The sequence below is a fragment of the Ktedonosporobacter rubrisoli genome, assembly GCF_004208415.1.
Classification (GTDB): Bacteria; Chloroflexota; Ktedonobacteria; order Ktedonobacterales; family Ktedonobacteraceae; genus Ktedonosporobacter; species Ktedonosporobacter rubrisoli.
On the sequence record NZ_CP035758.1, the window covers coordinates 7,525,780 to 7,540,858 of the forward strand.

The window sequence follows — 15,079 nt, forward strand, 5'->3', positions numbered from 1 at the left end:
CTATCCGGTACTGCCCTGGTCAATCTGGCCCGCTCATCCTCCTTTCTCAGGGCCGGGCGCCGTGCCCGCTTGCCGCGCTGAAAAAGAGGTGCTTTGGCAGAAAACGTTCCTCGTGCTCCAGCGGTGAGGATCTGCCACCTCTTTGGCGGTCTCGCAAGACCCTTGTATTCTGTAGCTCCAATAGAGCAAAACAATCAGCCCTCGCTATGCTTCTTGAGGCGTCTGAAATCGCAAGCAAAAAAGGAACTCGCGATTCCCTTCGCGGCCTCGGATCGGTGATGTTGTCGTGTGCTGTACATGGAATGGGGTATGCTCTGGTATCCATTCCTGCAGCTCGTCAAGAACACGCTTATGTACCTCGGGATCGCTGATCACGCCGCCTCCGCGATCCGCCTCGGCCTTACCTGCCTCAAATTGTGGTTTGACGAGTGCGACAATCCAGCTTTGCGCGGAAGGTTCGAGCAGGTTGGCTAGCGCGGGCAGGACCAGGCGCAGCGAGATGAATGAGACGTCGATGACAGCACAGCTCACGGGCTCGCTCTGCTCTGGAAGCTCCTGGAGATGGCGAATGTTGGTCCGTTCCATGACGACGACGCGCGGATCATTGCGCAGGGTCCAGGCTAGTTGCCCGTAACCGACGTCGACGGCGTAGACGCGTTTGGCGCCGCGCTCTAACAGGCATTGTGTGAAGCCGCCAGTAGAGGCGCCTACATCGATCGCTACGCGACCGCCGGGGTCAAGCTGAAAGCTATCAAGTGCCTTTTCCAGCTTGAGGCCGCCGCGACTGACATATTTGAGTTCGGGCGGAGCTGTGGCAATACGGCACTCGGCATCGAGCGGCACCAGGGTGCCGGGCTTGTCGATCTTGCGATCTCCCACATAGACCTGTCCAGCCATGATAAGTGCGCGCGCACGCTCGCGACTTGGGGCCAGTTCACGCCTTACCAGGGCTACATCCAGCCGCTCTTTGTTTGCTCCCATAAGCCTGCCTATTTCTCTATATTCTGATAGTGGTAAATCAGCGCCCCGGCACCCACCAGCCCAACATTGGGGCCAAGCTCGGCCAGCACAATACGCGCTGCCTCGCGGGGAACGCGCATTGTGCGCTCCTCAACCAGGCGTTTGGCCGGGTCCAACAGACGCGCGCCCATCTGGGCCACGCCGCCGCCCAGGATCACGATCTCGGGATTGAAAATATGCAAAATGTTGACAAGCCCGATGCCCAGGGCTTCTGCCGCTTCATCGATAATAGCGCAGGCCAGGGGAATACCCGCCTCGGCGGCCTCGGCCACCGTACGCGCGGTGACGCGCAGCGTTGTAGAGGACTGATCAGGCGCAGCCTGTCCCTGGGCTCGTGCGAAGGCCAGCAGCTCGTCTCCCTGGCCGTCAGCAATTGCAGCATTGGCGTGCCGGGCGATGGCCGTGCCGGAGGTGATGGATTCCAGGCAGCCGATGTTGCCGCAGTTGCAGCGCTCGCCACGCCAGTTGATAGTCATGTGGCCAAGTTCGCCGGCTGTCCCAAAGGTGCCCTCAAGGATCTGGCCATCGGTGATTATACCGCCGCCGATGCCTGTGCTGATGGTAAGGTAGACCATATGGCGCGTTCCCCGACCCGCGCCAAACATATATTCACCCAACCCGGCAGCGTTGGCATCGTTTTCGACAAATATGGGGACCTGGAAGCGCTCGCTAAAAATGTCGCGCATGGGAACCTGGTCCCATTCTGGCAAGTTAGGCGGGGCGCAGATAACGCCCGTGCGGTAATTAAGTGGTCCGGGTGCGCAAATACCAATCCCCGCTATCTGCTCAAGGCTGACTTTAGCTTCTTCCAACGCCTGCTCTACAGCTTGAAAGAGGCGAGGGATTACAAGATCTGGACTTGATTGCTCTCCTGTGAGAGAGCTTACGCGAGAAAGCAGAGTTGCGCCGCGCAAGACAGCGGTGCGCATCTGGGTCCCGCCCAGATCGACTCCCACGACTAAGGGTAGGTGATTTTCGGTATCGGTTGATGGATTGTGAATTGACACTCTTTTCTCCTGCATGGCGTTGGCGCTCCAGATATAATCTTCTTTTCCTTAATGCAAAGTCAGTCGAAGAATTTGGATCTTCCTGCTTCCGCGGCCCCTACGGAGCGGCTGATTGAGCGCCGTTGCTCAAGCCTTCTGGTGATCAGTTTTGTAGAATGCTGCAAGCAGGGTACTGCCTTAGATAATACTCCATTTGAAAGCATGGGACAAGAGAGGCCATCCTTGCCTTCAGGGCTTTGCAGGGTTCTTTTTTTCTACGTCTGGAACTGGAGAAACGGGACCCGCTTTCACCACTCTTCGACATCTCACGCTATGGCCCGAATCTTTTCGGGGCAAAGAAATAGAGTTTCACTTCTGAAAGAGCCGCGCAAGCAGACGCACGCGTGCCTCATCCCCCCATAGGGCCAGCATATGTTGATAGAGGGTGTAGACCTCGCTAAAGGCAAGGTCGCTATGGATTTCCTGGGCGGCCCTGGCTGCGGCTTCGAGATAAATACAGGTCTGGATCATGTTGCCAAGCACCAGCGAGGTATAGGCCTTATGATAGAGGAAATCGGCGCGCACGCGTTCGGGAGGAGTTGGCTTTAACTCGTCAATCTGAGCGAAGGCGTCCCAGGCAAATTTAGGCTTACCCAGGCGTAAGAAAATAAGACCTTCGTAGGCAAAGAGCATCGATCGATCGCACTGCGCGTAAGAAAAGCAAGGATCGTCCTCTGGATTATCGGGGAAAACTGCCAGCGCCAATTGCATAAATTGTAAGGCCTCTTTTTCCCTGCCCATCGTCGCCTGAATCTCGCCAAGGCCGGCAAAGATCCAGCTATGCAGGATGGGCGAGATGCCATCGTTGCTCGCATTAACGCGCCAGAGAGCATCGTTATAAGCGCTTAAGGCTGAGCCAACGCGCTTACGGGCTGTAAAAATAGAGGCAAGGCGTAGCTGGGAGGCAATATAAATATTCCAGTCTTTGGAAAGCTGGCTATAGACAAGGGCCTGCGTCCCGTTCATCTGCGCGGCCACAAAGTCGCCCCGCTGCAATTCAAGGAGCGCCGTGAGCTGGTAGACTTGCGCCGTAAGGCCGGCGGCAACCCTTTGGTCCGGGCCGGGATAGAGCGTTGGCCTGGTCAGGTTGTTGAGATAGGGAGGGAGCAGGCGCTCTAGCTCTGCCTGCCCGCCCGTCATATAGAGCTGCCAGCATGAAGCAATTCCCATAGACCAGAGGGCCAGGGCCTCAGCGGTAGGTGGAGTAGAATCAATACTTTGGGAGCTGGGAGCGGAGGTGGAGGAGGCTTTGTGCTCTGGGGAAAAGGTGTGGTGAAGCCCAGCTCTTCAGGAGACATCTCAAAGATCTGGCAAAGTGCGTTAAGAGAAGAGCTGCGTGGAGTCTGTAAACCGGCTTCCCAGCGCATATACGTGCTCAGGCTTACCCCTACCCTGCCACTAACGTATTCAGGAGTCCAGCTTTTCTTGAGTCGGGCAGATTTTAACATACTATCATCTTGTTTTTTCATAATAAAAAAACCTCGCGCAGAGACATGAAATTTATCCGAGTTATAGGCCCTTTTTGCATAGACGTCAAGTACAAAAAGCATTAAAAACCCACGTGGCAATGCTGGCACTGCTGCGCGTGGGTTTGCCTTTCTATTCAGCTATCTAGTCGTCTGTCAAGCAGAGATTGACAAGTGGGCCGCCCGCGGCGGCAAGCAGAGAAGAGCGCAGAGGCTCAATTCGCTTGAGCGCGATGCGGCCCCAGTCAAGGAGCGCCCGCCTCTTGCATCTCCGCTTGTTTCACACCTCACGCCAACCTTGATAGAACGCGAGATTGCTTCTAAGGTTCAGGCTAAGAGCTCCTGCTCAGTAAGTGGCCCCAGGGTCGTGAGTACCTGTTTTTCACGAATGGGGAAGCGTTTAAGCGCGCGCATCACGTCTTCGGCGGTGACCTTCTCGACGCGCTCAACCTCTTCCTCAACGCTGACCAGGCGCCCTTCGATGGCCCAATCGCTGGCCAGAGAGCGCATGCGGGAGAAAGTCGACTCGCTGCTGAGCACGAGCGAGCTGATCCACTTATCTTTAGCGCGGCGCAATTCGTCCTCGTGTACGCCGTCCTCTAGCAAGCTATTGAGTTCGGCGCGCAGGAGTTTAAGCACGCGTGGGGCTTCTTCGGGCGTCGAGTTGGCTTCAATGAGTAAGAGGCCGGTGCCCTCCATGGCCCAGACGCCGCTACTTGCCGATTCGGCCAGGCCACGCTGATAGATGTTCCAGTAGAGGCGGGAACCATCGCTATCGCCAAGGATGCTGCTGCCCAGAATCGCTGCGTAATAATCAGGATCTTTCACATCTACGGTAGGCATGGCCAGGATCATAATCTGCTGCTTCAGTTTCTTATCGATCATGATCTTATTGATAGAGCTGGCGGGCTCGTAGTGAGTCACGTCGCGGCCTGCATCACCGGTGCGCCAGTTGGCGCTATGCTGTTCGGCCAAGTCCACGATATGCTCCCAGTCAAAGTTGCCGGCTACGGCCAGAATCATATTATTGGCCGCATAGCGCCTCTGCCAGTACTCGCGCATCTGCTCAATACGCATATTACGAATGCTCTCGCGTGAGCCCAGCACGTCGTGGCCTAAAGGATGATTGCCAAAATATGTTTGCATCATGCGCCGATACGTCAGGTTGTAGGGCTGATCCTCGGAGCGCGCAATCTCATTGATGATGACCTCTTTCTCCATCTCGAAATCTTTCTCATCGAGCCGAGGATACATCATATCGCTAAGCAAGGCGAGAGCGCGGTCCAGGTACTCTCCAACCACACGAGCATAGAAGACAGTTGCTTCATGCGAGGTAAAGGCGTTAAGCTCGGCGCCGATCTTGTTGAATTCGAGCGTGATATCTTGCCAGTTAAGAGTCCTGGTGCCCTTAAAGACCATATGCTCCAGGAAGTGAGAGACGCCGGCAATGCTGGGGTCTGGCTCATCGCGTGAGCCTGTATGCACAAAGTAAGAGACCGCAACTGACTCAAAATCAGGCATGGGCTGGCCGACGATTTGTAGACCATTCTTTAGACGATGGGTATGAAACACAGTACCATTAGCTGTGGTTTGTGACATGTGGTTTTCCTCCAGTGCATAAGGCCTGGGTGGCCTGCTCGCTTATTTATGACAGGCATAGTAACTTTGTAATAGTTGCATGATAGACCTGCCAGATGGATGTTGTCAAATCTGTCTGTGCAGGCTTCATCAGGATATAAAAACTGTATGGGTGATAATTTCCTGGGCCGCGTCCTGGGCCGCCTTGTTGGCGACCGGAAGATCTGGCCAGAGTTGATGGGCTGCGCTGTTCACGGCCAGCAAGACGCCGAAGCGCTGAATAACATAGGCCGTGGGCTCGCGCAGCGGAGATGCTTGCGCTGTATCGTTTGGTAGTTGCGCTGCGGCCAGGCAGCCGATAGAACGATTGGCCGCGGAAAGAAACGCCCAGGTAATTGGCTGCTGTGTTTTGCCCACATAGCGATATGAGGACCTGGCCATAATGCTGCCAATAGTAGGCACGCAGTTAGGATCGTCAAATGAACTGGCCCCTTGGGGATGGAAAGCTACTTGCCATTTGTTCTGCTTCAAGGTGATATGCAGGGCGACAAAATGCTGTTCTCCTTGCGTGTTGCTGGCGCTCTGTTGCCGGGTGTCTGCTTTGGCGCCAATTGGATCGAAGGTCCAGGTTGGGCGCATAATCGCCGCGATATGCCAGCCATAGGTTGTGGGCTGCGTCGAGGCATCAGGCCAATTTAAGGTACAGAACTGTCGGCAATCATGTCCCGCGATAGAGCAGCCAGAGCCGAAATTAAGTCCGTTACACTGGGCAGGCTTCGTTGTATCGGTATCTAGCAGAAAGCGCAGATGGGCATTCATGGGCTGATCGGCAGTCTGGGCAGGCATGGTAGCGCGGTTATAAGTATACAGCTCGCCAGGTTCGAGAATTGTGCTGGATTTTTGTATATCGAACAGCTGTTGAATGCTGCCTATCAAGGCTTGCTGCTGCTCGGGAGGTAGCATCGTCAACGAAGGCGTGACAGGAAATGAGACCGAGAAAGCGTTCTCGGCGAAATCGTTGGCTCCCAGCGCATGCGTAATACAGGCCTGCTGACTGTTAGTATTGCTTAGCGGTGGAACCGAGAGCTGGCAGCTGATAGTCGCCTTAAAGGGCTTTGCGCTCCACTCAAGCGTATGCTGGCCCCTGGGCAGCCTGAGTGGTGGCTGTGTGCTGGCAATTGGATTGCGTGTAAGCGGCTTTCCATCAAGCTTGAAGGTGCCCCAGGAAGGTAGCGCCTGAAAATAGAACAGATCATCGCCGGTAAGCCGCCTGGCTTCTGGCGTAGTCAGGCCCAGACCCGATAAGACAAGGTTGCGTACAGGTGCCAGGCTGCTCAGCAGCCCTATCAGGGTCAGTATGATAATGCCACTCGTAATAAGCAGCTGCTTGCGTCTTTGCCGTAACGAGTAGCGAGGCTTGAGCGAAAAGTGCTGAATTGGCGACGATGGGTGCTCTTTCTCAGGTTTTTTTGCCGTGAGATCACTGATTTCTATTTCATCTTCTGTAAAATCATCGTTGCGATGAGAAGGGTTAGTATTATGCATACAATTAACTTCTTATTGAGAATCTATCTGTTTCGTACTGTTGCAACATAGATCTATTTGTTTCTAGCAACAGTAATATTATATGATATGTTTTCAGGACATAGCTCTACGGGAATAGAGCATGGCCCGGGTCTGGGGCGAACTCAGCAGGCTCTTTTGGCGTGTATAGTATCATAGATAAGGTGAGGAGAGATAGCGGGGATCAGGGGCTCTCTGTATTTGCGGCCGAGAAAAGAGATGTTGAGTGTAGCTGCGCCCTTTATCTCCCCATGCGTGTACATCTTCTAACTGAAAAATGACCCAAACAGAGAAGAGAAATTTTTTCTGCTGTTGCCGCAAAACAGCTCATCAAGCGGTGTTAGCCGCAAGCTCTAGTTTTTTCGATTTTGAGGTGCTATACTACACGCACAATATTGTCAAGTTACCCGGCGTTTCATCTAAGGGAAGTCAAATTTCCTGTATTTCCCAAGCATGACAGGGAGAGGGGCGGGGAGGCCCAAAGGAGGGATTGGACCAGAAATTGAAACATTTAGGCCCATCAGTTGTGTGTGTCATGCTTCGACCGTGCTGGTCAGAAGCCCGAGGAAGGGATTGAAATATGTCTACCTCTACCTGGGGAAGTTTAGAGCAGCATAACGATGAAGGATATCCGTCGTCATTGCTTAAAATCCTTTTGAAACAAATGATGGCCCGCTTTGCAGCTCAGGGAGCATGTCTGGCCTTACCCGATGAAAGCATCGGACAGATGAGAATTCGGCTTCATCTGCGCATGCGCAATGCCCAATCCTCGATTGCCAACCTGGAACCTGGTCATATGCGGCCATCCCGGCGGCGTATGGCCGTACAGTTAATGAATAATGCGCTCTCTTCCGCGTCTCCTGAACGCCTGCGCCATGCAGCGTCTGCCGGTCAGGATGAAGAGGTAGAAGAGTTGACTGCGCAGCAGTGCCCTTTTCTTGCCGTTGGCAGTGTTTATACAAGGGGAGTGGACCTGATTGGCCACGCGTGGCTTAGAAATGATGCGTTTGTGATGAGCCACGACGAATATGTAGCCTCAGATCGGGCTGGGAATCCGCTTCCTTTCAATATGGATGTTGTGCCTTCCTCCTATCTTGTGGTTCCTGTCCAGGAGGCGACCCTCGTTGAGAGCCCGCGCGGTCAAAAGCAGAAACCTCCTGTCATAGCGGTGATCGTGCTCTACCGCGTAGCTGGGGGGCTTGGTTCGTCGTTTCATCCCAGGCAGCGCGCCGAGGCCATGACCTATGTAGAGCGCGTGGCCCTTTATTTGCAAAACGACAGCTTGCAGCGCTCCCAACACAGGGCTCGCGAATATTTACAGCGCCTTCAGGCGATCAGCACGGCCTTTCCTACTTCAGTAAAGCTCTCCGACCTTATCGAGAATATGTACCAATTTACCTCTCAGGTGGTCGATGTCTCTTCTATGCTGCTTACGCTTTACGACCGGGACACAGAGCGGATCTATGATGTCTTTGCCATCTGTAATGGTGTGCGCATAGACAGCCTGGCTGAGCAGGCAGCAATATTACAGAAGGAAGAGCGCCCCGTCTGGTGGCAGGTGACCCAGGAGGAGAAGTGTATGCTGCACTTCTCGCCAGCTCAGGATGTGCAGAAGGCTAACGCATTTCGTGAGCTGCTCAGCGGTATGTGGGGCGATCAGCGCAAGGCCGAATCCTTTCTCTTTCTGCCCATGAAGATGTTTAACCGGGTCATTGGTTCCCTCAGCATCACCAGTAAGCATTCGCATGCCTATCATGATGAAGAGATACTTGTGCTGGAGACTATGGTACAGATCGTGACTGTGAGCATTGAGAACGCCAAGCTCTATGAGCGCGATCGCCAATTGCTGCAGAAAGGCAAGCAGCGCGAGGGCCAGCTTGCCGCGATTAATAGCGCTCTGCTTTCTATCAGTTCGGTGCTGAACTTATCAGAGCTGCTCAATAGTTTTGTGCACTCAGTCGCTGAACTGGTGAATGTGGAAATATGCGTATTTCTGCGCGTATCTCCCAGTAGCGATACGCTTGTCGCGCAGGCTATTTATGGTTTTAGCAGCGTGAGCCAGGTAGACGATGGCAGCGGGCTACCGCCGGTAACTCCACCACGTAACCAGGCCGAGCACGATACCCTGATCAATAGAATAACTATCCCCTTCAAGGGAACTTTCCTTGAGGAGATGGTAAATGAGGTCTTCTTTTATCTTGAGGAATCCGAGATGGAGGAACTGGCCCAGAAGTGCGACGAGGGAGGCATTATCTTTCTGCGCGAGATGCAGATACGTCAGATTTTGATGATCCCTATGTCGTATCAATCCGAACTGGTGGGCATGCTGGCTGTCCCAATTATGGAAGAGGGCCGCTTTTTCAAACCCAATGAGGTGGGTATCCTCCAGGCGATCTGTGCTCAGGCAACCAGCGCCGTGCGCAATGCTCAGCTTTTTGAGCAGAAGGAAGAGGCGTATGCCGAACTGCAGCATATGGATAAACTCAAAGATGAGTTTCTGGTAACCGCTTCGCATGAGTTGCGCACGCCTCTTAGTGCGATAAGTGGCTATGCCAGCTTGCTGCAGCGCCAGAGCTCGCGTATTTCGGCTCAGCAGGTCTTGCGCTTCGCCTCGAAAATTTCTAGCGCGGCTCAGCAGCTGACAGATCTTGTGGCGAATATGACCGAAGCTGCCAAGATGGGGGCGGTTGATAAGAAGCTGGCACTGCAGATGGGGCCGGTCCAGGTGCGCGCGGCTGCCGAAATTGCCGCCAATATGCTTACCCTCAGTAAGGAGCAGGTACTTGATATAGATGCCGATCCTTATCTTTGGGTGAATGGTGACGCGCTCCACTTCCGTCAGGTGATGACAAATCTGCTCGAAAATGCCGCTAAGTATTCACCACCCGCTAGCCGGATTCGCCTCTCGGCTAGTGTCATGACGCTTGCTGAGATCTCGGAACAGCTGTCAGCGGACCAGGTTGATCATACGCTCTTGTTGGAGCAGCCGGAGCAATCTGTCGTCGTGATACGTGTACAGGATCAGGGAGAAGGAATCCTTCCTGATGACCAGCAAAGAATCTTTGATAAGTTTGTCAGGGCTCCGCGCTCGTTGACGACGCCGGTGCGGGGGGCAGGGCTTGGCTTGTTTATCTGCCGTCGCTATATAGAGGCGATGAGCGGAAGGCTCTGGTTAGAGCAAAGTATTCCCAATGAAGGCTCGACCTTCAGTTTTTATCTACCGCGTATAGACCCGCCAGTTGAATTAGGGGAGCAAGATACAGGTGAGTACAGAATCACGCGAAATCTTGGTGGTTGATGACGATCCTATTATCCGCGATATGATGGTGGATATCTTTGATCTAGAGGGATATCCGATCCGCGTAGCGCGTAATGGGCGTGAGGCGCTGGAAAAGATGCGTCAAGGGAAACGTTATCTGGTCTTTCTCGATCTCATGATGCCCGTGATGGATGGTCGTGAGGTCTGCTTGCAACTGGATGCCGAGCCAGAAGTGCGCAAACGCCATGTCATTGTGGTGATGTCGGCGATGGATAATCTGGCGCAGGCGGCAACGCTTAATGTAGAGGCAACGATGCCCAAGCCCTTTTCGGTCGATAACGTTTTGCAAATCATTCAACCTTACATGGAATAAGCGCTTCTAACGACACAGCCCCGAACAAATGAGGTGTGGGAAAATATGCTCCACGCCTCATTTTCTATTATTCTCCTCACTGACTGCTTGTCTTCTACGAATGGTAAGACCATATCTGGCTACATTTTATTCGTCAAGGCTAGATGCTCTCTCTATCTTTTTTAGCTCTTGCCCGCTTCCTTTCGCTCCCGATCTTCCCTAGGCGAAGCCTATCTTTTTAGCCTTTAATTTGTTATTTATCTTGTATAACGAGTATTTAAAAGTTGAGCTTGATATTGGGTAAAAAGCTTGTTTTTGTGCAGGGAATATGCTATTGTAACTCTACGCCGCTGCGCCCAGCAATGGTAGAGGTTGCATAGTTGTTGCTTGAGTAGAGGAGAGAGACTGAAATGTACGAGCAGGAATATACCAGCTACACGTTAGAGGAGTACTGGAACATCGCTAAACTTGATCCCACGCACAAATATGAGTATGTGGACGGGCGTATTCGGTTTATGACCGGTGGCTCGATTGCTCATGGCGAGATCGGTGCAAATATTGTGTCCTTGCTTTATATTGGACTACGTGAGAGCGAATGCCATGTCTATAACTCGGATGTTGCCGTGCAGCTGGCCGAGCAGCGCTGCTATTATCCAGATGCCTCAGTCTCCTGCGATCCCTACGATTGGACGCGCAGCAAAGCCCTGGAAGCGCCAAGCGTCGTCGTCGAAGTGCTCTCCCCAGCCACCGAGAGAGTAGACAGGGGCGAGAAACTTGAGGCCTACAAACGCTATCCTACAATCCAGGAAATTCTGCTTGTGGATTCGCGCAGATACTATGTTGAGCACTATCATCGTCTCGGTGTGAATAAATGGGAGCTTTCTACATACGAGAGTTGGGATGATGTGCTGGAACTGAGTAGCATCGAGGTAAGGCTAGCCCTGCGCGAGATCTATGGCAAGGCCTATTTAGAACTGGAAGAGGATCAACCGCAAAGATAAGTCTATGTTTTCGGGGATGATAGGAGGGATGATTCAATGCATGAGAACGAATCCAGGTATACGCTTGATGAGTACTGGAAGCTCGTCGAAGCATTTCCTGACCATAAGTATGAGTACGTAGATGGGTATATTCGTAAGATGTCGCGTGGTACCGTTGCGCATAGCGAGATCAGCATGAATATTGGCGCAACCCTGCACGCAGCCCTGCGCGAGAGCGAATGCCATATTTATAGCTCAAACGTAATTGCTCAGTTGACCGAGAAACACTGCTATTGTCCCGACGTAACTGTATCGTGTGATCCCCAGGCCTGGAGAAGTAAAGATGCCCTGGATGCTCCGGGCGTCGTCGTCGAAGTACTTTATGCTTTCACAGAGAAAATAGATAAGCTGGAAAAACTGCCAGCCTATCAGAAATGTCCGACGATCCAGGAAATTTTGCTTGTTGAATCGCGCAAAAGGTATGTCGAACATTATAAGCGCACAGGCTCACACCGCTGGGATGTCGCCTTTTATGAAGATGTGGGGGATAGTATAGAGCTAAGCAGTATCAAAGTGAAGCTTTCCATGAAGGATATCTATCTAAAGGTGCATCTGGAATAATTTGCCTGGCGTAGAGAGTAAGGCTGCTCAGGAAATGGGCGCTGTTTGTTTGAGCAGATCGTAAAGAAGGACAGGCTGTGAAACAGCGCTGATGTGGTAGAGAATGGTATGGAAATACAGGCGAAGCACATTCTCTACCCATGCAGATGGAGCAACAGCAGGCTGATGTCAGTACCTAACAGGCTGAACATAGCGATCAGGCTGCTCAAGATAACGCGCCTCTGCCAGGGGCCGACAGGAAGCTGCATGCTTTCTGACTCGTCTACTGCTGCCACCCTCGGTTGAGGCTGCCGTGCGGTCAGAGTCTTGCTGCGGTGCGCCATGTGCATCTGTGGATTGCTGAGATGGCTCAGGCGCTCTTGCATACCCGCTAAGCGTCCACTAAGCGCCTCCTCAAAGGAGCTATGGAGCGTCTCTTCATCGGGGAGCGGCTGAGTAGGCACAACGGCCAGCATTGGCGCAGTTGCAAAAGTATCTTGTACATCTGTGCTAACCATCCTCTGACGAATAGCTGGCGCATCAGTATATGTGTCGTAAGAATTTAACTCGATAGCAGTGGATATGCATAATGCGCTGTTCATTGCCTGTACCTCCTTTACTTATCTATTCTCTACACGGGTAAGCATAGTGGAAGTCAGACAAAAAAACATGGGTCATTTGCCCTTTTTTGGGCCTACAATAGCAGCCTTAAGAAGACTCTAAGCCGCGCAAAGTCTGATTTAAGGCTGCAGGCAGAATCCTTAAGAGTAGTAGAGGTATATCCAAGCATCCAAAAGTCCTTTTTACAGGCCGCCTGGCTAATATTGTTCGTTATAGTCAACGTAAATCAGGCTATGAAGAGGTAGAGTCGTGCTTAGTCTCAGCTCCCAGTTCGCGCGCCGGGCCTTATGTATGCTGGCGTTTGCCCTGCTCCTTTTGTCGATGTCCTATAGCTTTAGTGATGTGCCAGTAGCCAGAGCGGCACCTCAGCCAGCCCAGCCAGGCGATATAGTGCTTGATAGCCGCCTACCTGTCCAGACGGTACGCGCAAATAGCTCGTTCTTCAACGTCAACGCGAAATTTGGCTCGCGCTTCAACTTTACGATCTCGCCAGGCGTTCCGGCTGTCAGTAGTGGAACCAGCGGAACCTTTCACGATAGCGCGGCTGGCTATAGCGTAGGGGTTACGCCAGCGGGGCAACACACAAACTTCCTCTTTCATCTTGGCCCTCTCGATAGTGGGCAGGGCGATACCTATCTGAGCAATGAGCGCTGGATTCAGGGCTTAGACACCACACGCTGGATCGGTGAGGCGTTGAATGGAAAGCTGCGTATCTTTGCCGATATCATCGATACATTTCGAGGTGAACCCGGCTGCACTGATGTAGCCCTATGCATGAATGATGTGAAGGACGATATCGTGCCAGTCTTTATCGTGGGACTCAGTGTGCAGAATCTCAGCGATCAGGCGCAGACTGGCAACTATTTCTTTGGCAGCAATAGTAATTTTATCAATAACGAAGCTTGTTCGCAGTACCGAACGCCGGCCGGAACCAGTATGACTACCTTTTCCTATGATACAAATAATGATTCTACTGATGGTAATCTCTTCCTGGCCGGGACACAGGCAAGTTGGCAGTGCCAGCAAAATAATCAGGCGCGCAGCGGGTTAAGCTGGAAGTATCAGGTAGCGGCTGCGCAGACACAAACTGTCTATCTCTTGTTGGGGGCCTGGAATGCTAATCAGCGCGTTCTGGTAAATACAAAATTGCCGGCTGGCTGCCAGGACGAGAGCCTCTACTCTGCTCGGCTCTGGTCAGGGCAGAATGATGTCATAGGTTTTGCCATGGATAATCTTACGCGTGGCGATAATCTGTTAGCGCGTGCGCAATCTATGGAGAACTATCTGTTGAACAATAGCGTGCTGACGCCGGAGCAGCGCTGGCTTATCGGCGACACCTTGCGCAGCTATAAGGCAGCTAGCTGGCTGACCGCGCGTAAGGCTTGTGCGGGCGGCGGCCTGGATGCGGCAGTGTACGAAGGCACCTATGGCTTCTTAAGCACAATCGATGTCATGCATGAGTATGGCTACTTTGAGATCAATCGCGTGCCCTGGTTCTTTAAGGCCGCCATGTCGATGGTCTTCCAGAATGCTACCAGCAACACCTATGGCACCTACTTTCAGCATGATCAGGGCGGCAACGTTGACAAGCATGGCAATTGTACAGTTCCCGGCGCGGGCATACCCACATTTCGCTCTACCTGCTATACGCCTCCCTATGTTATGACGGGCGTGCCGATGCCGACAGAAGAAAACGATAATGTTGCCCTGCTCATGGCTTACTATATCTCAGTGACAGGTGATATGACTTTTGTACAGCGGCATATCGCCGTACTTGATGCGGCCATGGAGCATAACGTACGGGTAGGCAGCCCGATTACTGGCATTGCCGAGCATGATACCACCACGACTTATGACGCGGCCAACGATTGTCTCCATAACGCGGTACCGGGAGCCAGAGACCTCTACTACCAGGGGCTGAAGGAAGCTGCAGGCTATCGCGCTACTGCCTATCTTGACAGCCTGCTCACAAACGACACAAAGGCCAGCGCGTGGCGTACTGCTGCCGCGACTATCGAGGCTGCCATGCTCGCCAGGTATAACAGCAATGGCTTTATTCCGCTTGCCGATAACAGTGCCTCTAACAATTGCTCGGCGCGCAGCATTGCGCTAGGGGATGGTCTGTTCTATCTGCACCTCATTGGTCAGGATCGCTATATGAGCCAGCCGTTGTTGAATGCCCTGGCCAGACAATATCCCGAGGATCTGCAGGACTCGCGGCTGGATAAGGATGCGATGATTGCCCTGGCCTCCAAGGCCGCAACGGGTCCCGATTGCCGCTACGGCTATTGCACGCCCTATACCTGGTTTAGCAAAGTGATGCTTTCAGGCTTTGTTGCCGACTTTATCTATACGCGCTACGGCTGTACTGCCTGTAAGCATCCAGAGGTCGTCAAGGCTGCTTACGATCGCAACATCAACAATCCTGGCAACTTTGCTGATGGTATGCGCGAGGATGGAAAGGATTGGGACGGTCATGTCTATCCTCGTGGCATCATAAGCTGGGCTTTCCTGGATAGGCGCTACTAAATAAGCCATAGTAGAAGCCAGGGGAAATGTAGCGCGCCAGAATGAAAGTATTTTGTACAGCTTTT

Annotated in this window: 12 protein-coding genes; 5 read left to right on the forward strand and 7 right to left on the reverse strand. The window is 52.8% G+C overall.

Annotated features, from left to right (window positions below; genetic code table 11):
• Positions 1 to 204 precede the first annotated feature (204 nt).
• The 6 genes from EPA93_RS32725 to EPA93_RS32750 all read right to left on the reverse strand — a co-directional run bounded on the left by EPA93_RS32725 (position 205) and on the right by EPA93_RS32750 (position 6,655).
• Positions 205 to 981, reverse strand: a complete 777-nt coding sequence (locus tag EPA93_RS32725; protein WP_129891547.1) for a TlyA family RNA methyltransferase — start codon at positions 979 to 981, stop codon at positions 205 to 207.
• A gap of 8 nt (positions 982 to 989) precedes the next feature.
• The gene (locus EPA93_RS32730) at positions 990 to 2,027 is read right to left on the reverse strand and encodes an ROK family protein (RefSeq protein ID WP_165423548.1); all 1,038 of its coding nucleotides are present in this window, start codon (positions 2,025 to 2,027) and stop codon (positions 990 to 992) included.
• A 348-nt stretch (positions 2,028 to 2,375) separates the two neighbouring features.
• Positions 2,376 to 3,206, reverse strand: a complete 831-nt coding sequence (locus tag EPA93_RS32735) for a tetratricopeptide repeat protein (protein ID WP_129891549.1) — start codon at positions 3,204 to 3,206, stop codon at positions 2,376 to 2,378.
• Entirely contained in the window at positions 3,203 to 3,535 is a 333-nt protein-coding gene (locus EPA93_RS32740) for a helix-turn-helix transcriptional regulator (RefSeq protein ID WP_165423549.1), read from the reverse strand. The genes EPA93_RS32735 and EPA93_RS32740 overlap by 4 nt, the downstream gene beginning before the upstream one ends.
• 324 nt (positions 3,536 to 3,859) lie before the next feature.
• On the reverse strand, positions 3,860 to 5,131 hold the full coding sequence (locus tag EPA93_RS32745) for a M16 family metallopeptidase (protein ID WP_129891551.1): 1,272 nt from the start codon (positions 5,129 to 5,131) through the stop codon (positions 3,860 to 3,862).
• Positions 5,132 to 5,260: 129 nt separating this feature from the next.
• Positions 5,261 to 6,655, reverse strand: coding sequence for a hypothetical protein (locus EPA93_RS32750; RefSeq protein WP_129891552.1), 1,395 nt, complete (start codon positions 6,653 to 6,655; stop codon positions 5,261 to 5,263).
• Positions 6,656 to 7,253: 598 nt separating this feature from the next.
• On the opposite strand from EPA93_RS32750, the gene EPA93_RS32755 reads away from it, so the two are divergent.
• From EPA93_RS32755 to EPA93_RS32770, 4 genes are all read left to right on the forward strand, one after another.
• Positions 7,254 to 9,971, forward strand: a complete 2,718-nt coding sequence (locus EPA93_RS32755) for a sensor histidine kinase (RefSeq protein WP_129891553.1) — start codon at positions 7,254 to 7,256, stop codon at positions 9,969 to 9,971.
• The gene (locus EPA93_RS32760; RefSeq protein ID WP_129891554.1) at positions 9,937 to 10,305 is read left to right on the forward strand and encodes a response regulator; all 369 of its coding nucleotides are present in this window, start codon (positions 9,937 to 9,939) and stop codon (positions 10,303 to 10,305) included. Before EPA93_RS32755 ends, EPA93_RS32760 begins: the two co-directional genes overlap by 35 nt.
• 389 nt (positions 10,306 to 10,694) lie before the next feature.
• Positions 10,695 to 11,285: a Uma2 family endonuclease gene (locus EPA93_RS32765; protein WP_129891555.1), complete on the forward strand. Its 591-nt coding sequence runs from the start codon at positions 10,695 to 10,697 to the stop codon at positions 11,283 to 11,285.
• A 36-nt stretch (positions 11,286 to 11,321) separates the two neighbouring features.
• Positions 11,322 to 11,885, forward strand: a complete 564-nt coding sequence (locus EPA93_RS32770) for a Uma2 family endonuclease (RefSeq protein ID WP_129891556.1) — start codon at positions 11,322 to 11,324, stop codon at positions 11,883 to 11,885.
• 134 nt (positions 11,886 to 12,019) lie between these two features.
• Here the strand turns inward: EPA93_RS32770 and EPA93_RS32775 are convergent, their stop codons facing one another.
• Complete coding sequence (locus EPA93_RS32775) at positions 12,020 to 12,466, reverse strand: hypothetical protein (RefSeq protein ID WP_129891557.1); 447 nt, start codon at positions 12,464 to 12,466, stop codon at positions 12,020 to 12,022.
• 268 nt (positions 12,467 to 12,734) lie between these two features.
• On the opposite strand from EPA93_RS32775, the gene EPA93_RS32780 reads away from it, so the two are divergent.
• Positions 12,735 to 15,014 carry a glycoside hydrolase family 52 protein gene (locus tag EPA93_RS32780; protein ID WP_129891558.1) on the forward strand — a complete coding sequence of 760 codons (2,280 nt, stop codon included), beginning with the start codon at positions 12,735 to 12,737 and terminating at the stop codon, positions 15,012 to 15,014.
• Positions 15,015 to 15,079: the final 65 nt, after the last annotated feature.

Coding starts and splice junctions, on each gene's coding strand:
- EPA93_RS32765 (WP_129891555.1), top strand. CDS start 10,695: ATGTACGAGCAGGAATATACCAGCTACACGTTAGAGGAGTACTGGAAC.
- EPA93_RS32770 (WP_129891556.1), top strand. CDS start 11,322: ATGCATGAGAACGAATCCAGGTATACGCTTGATGAGTACTGGAAGCTC.
- EPA93_RS32725 (WP_129891547.1), bottom strand. CDS start 981: ATGGGAGCAAACAAAGAGCGGCTGGATGTAGCCCTGGTAAGGCGTGAA.
- EPA93_RS32750 (WP_129891552.1), bottom strand. CDS start 6,655: ATGCATAATACTAACCCTTCTCATCGCAACGATGATTTTACAGAAGAT.
- EPA93_RS32745 (WP_129891551.1), bottom strand. CDS start 5,131: ATGTCACAAACCACAGCTAATGGTACTGTGTTTCATACCCATCGTCTA.
- EPA93_RS32755 (WP_129891553.1), top strand. CDS start 7,254: ATGTCTACCTCTACCTGGGGAAGTTTAGAGCAGCATAACGATGAAGGA.
- EPA93_RS32740 (WP_165423549.1), bottom strand. CDS start 3,535: ATGAAAAAACAAGATGATAGTATGTTAAAATCTGCCCGACTCAAGAAA.
- EPA93_RS32735 (WP_129891549.1), bottom strand. CDS start 3,206: ATGACGGGCGGGCAGGCAGAGCTAGAGCGCCTGCTCCCTCCCTATCTC.
- EPA93_RS32775 (WP_129891557.1), bottom strand. CDS start 12,466: ATGAACAGCGCATTATGCATATCCACTGCTATCGAGTTAAATTCTTAC.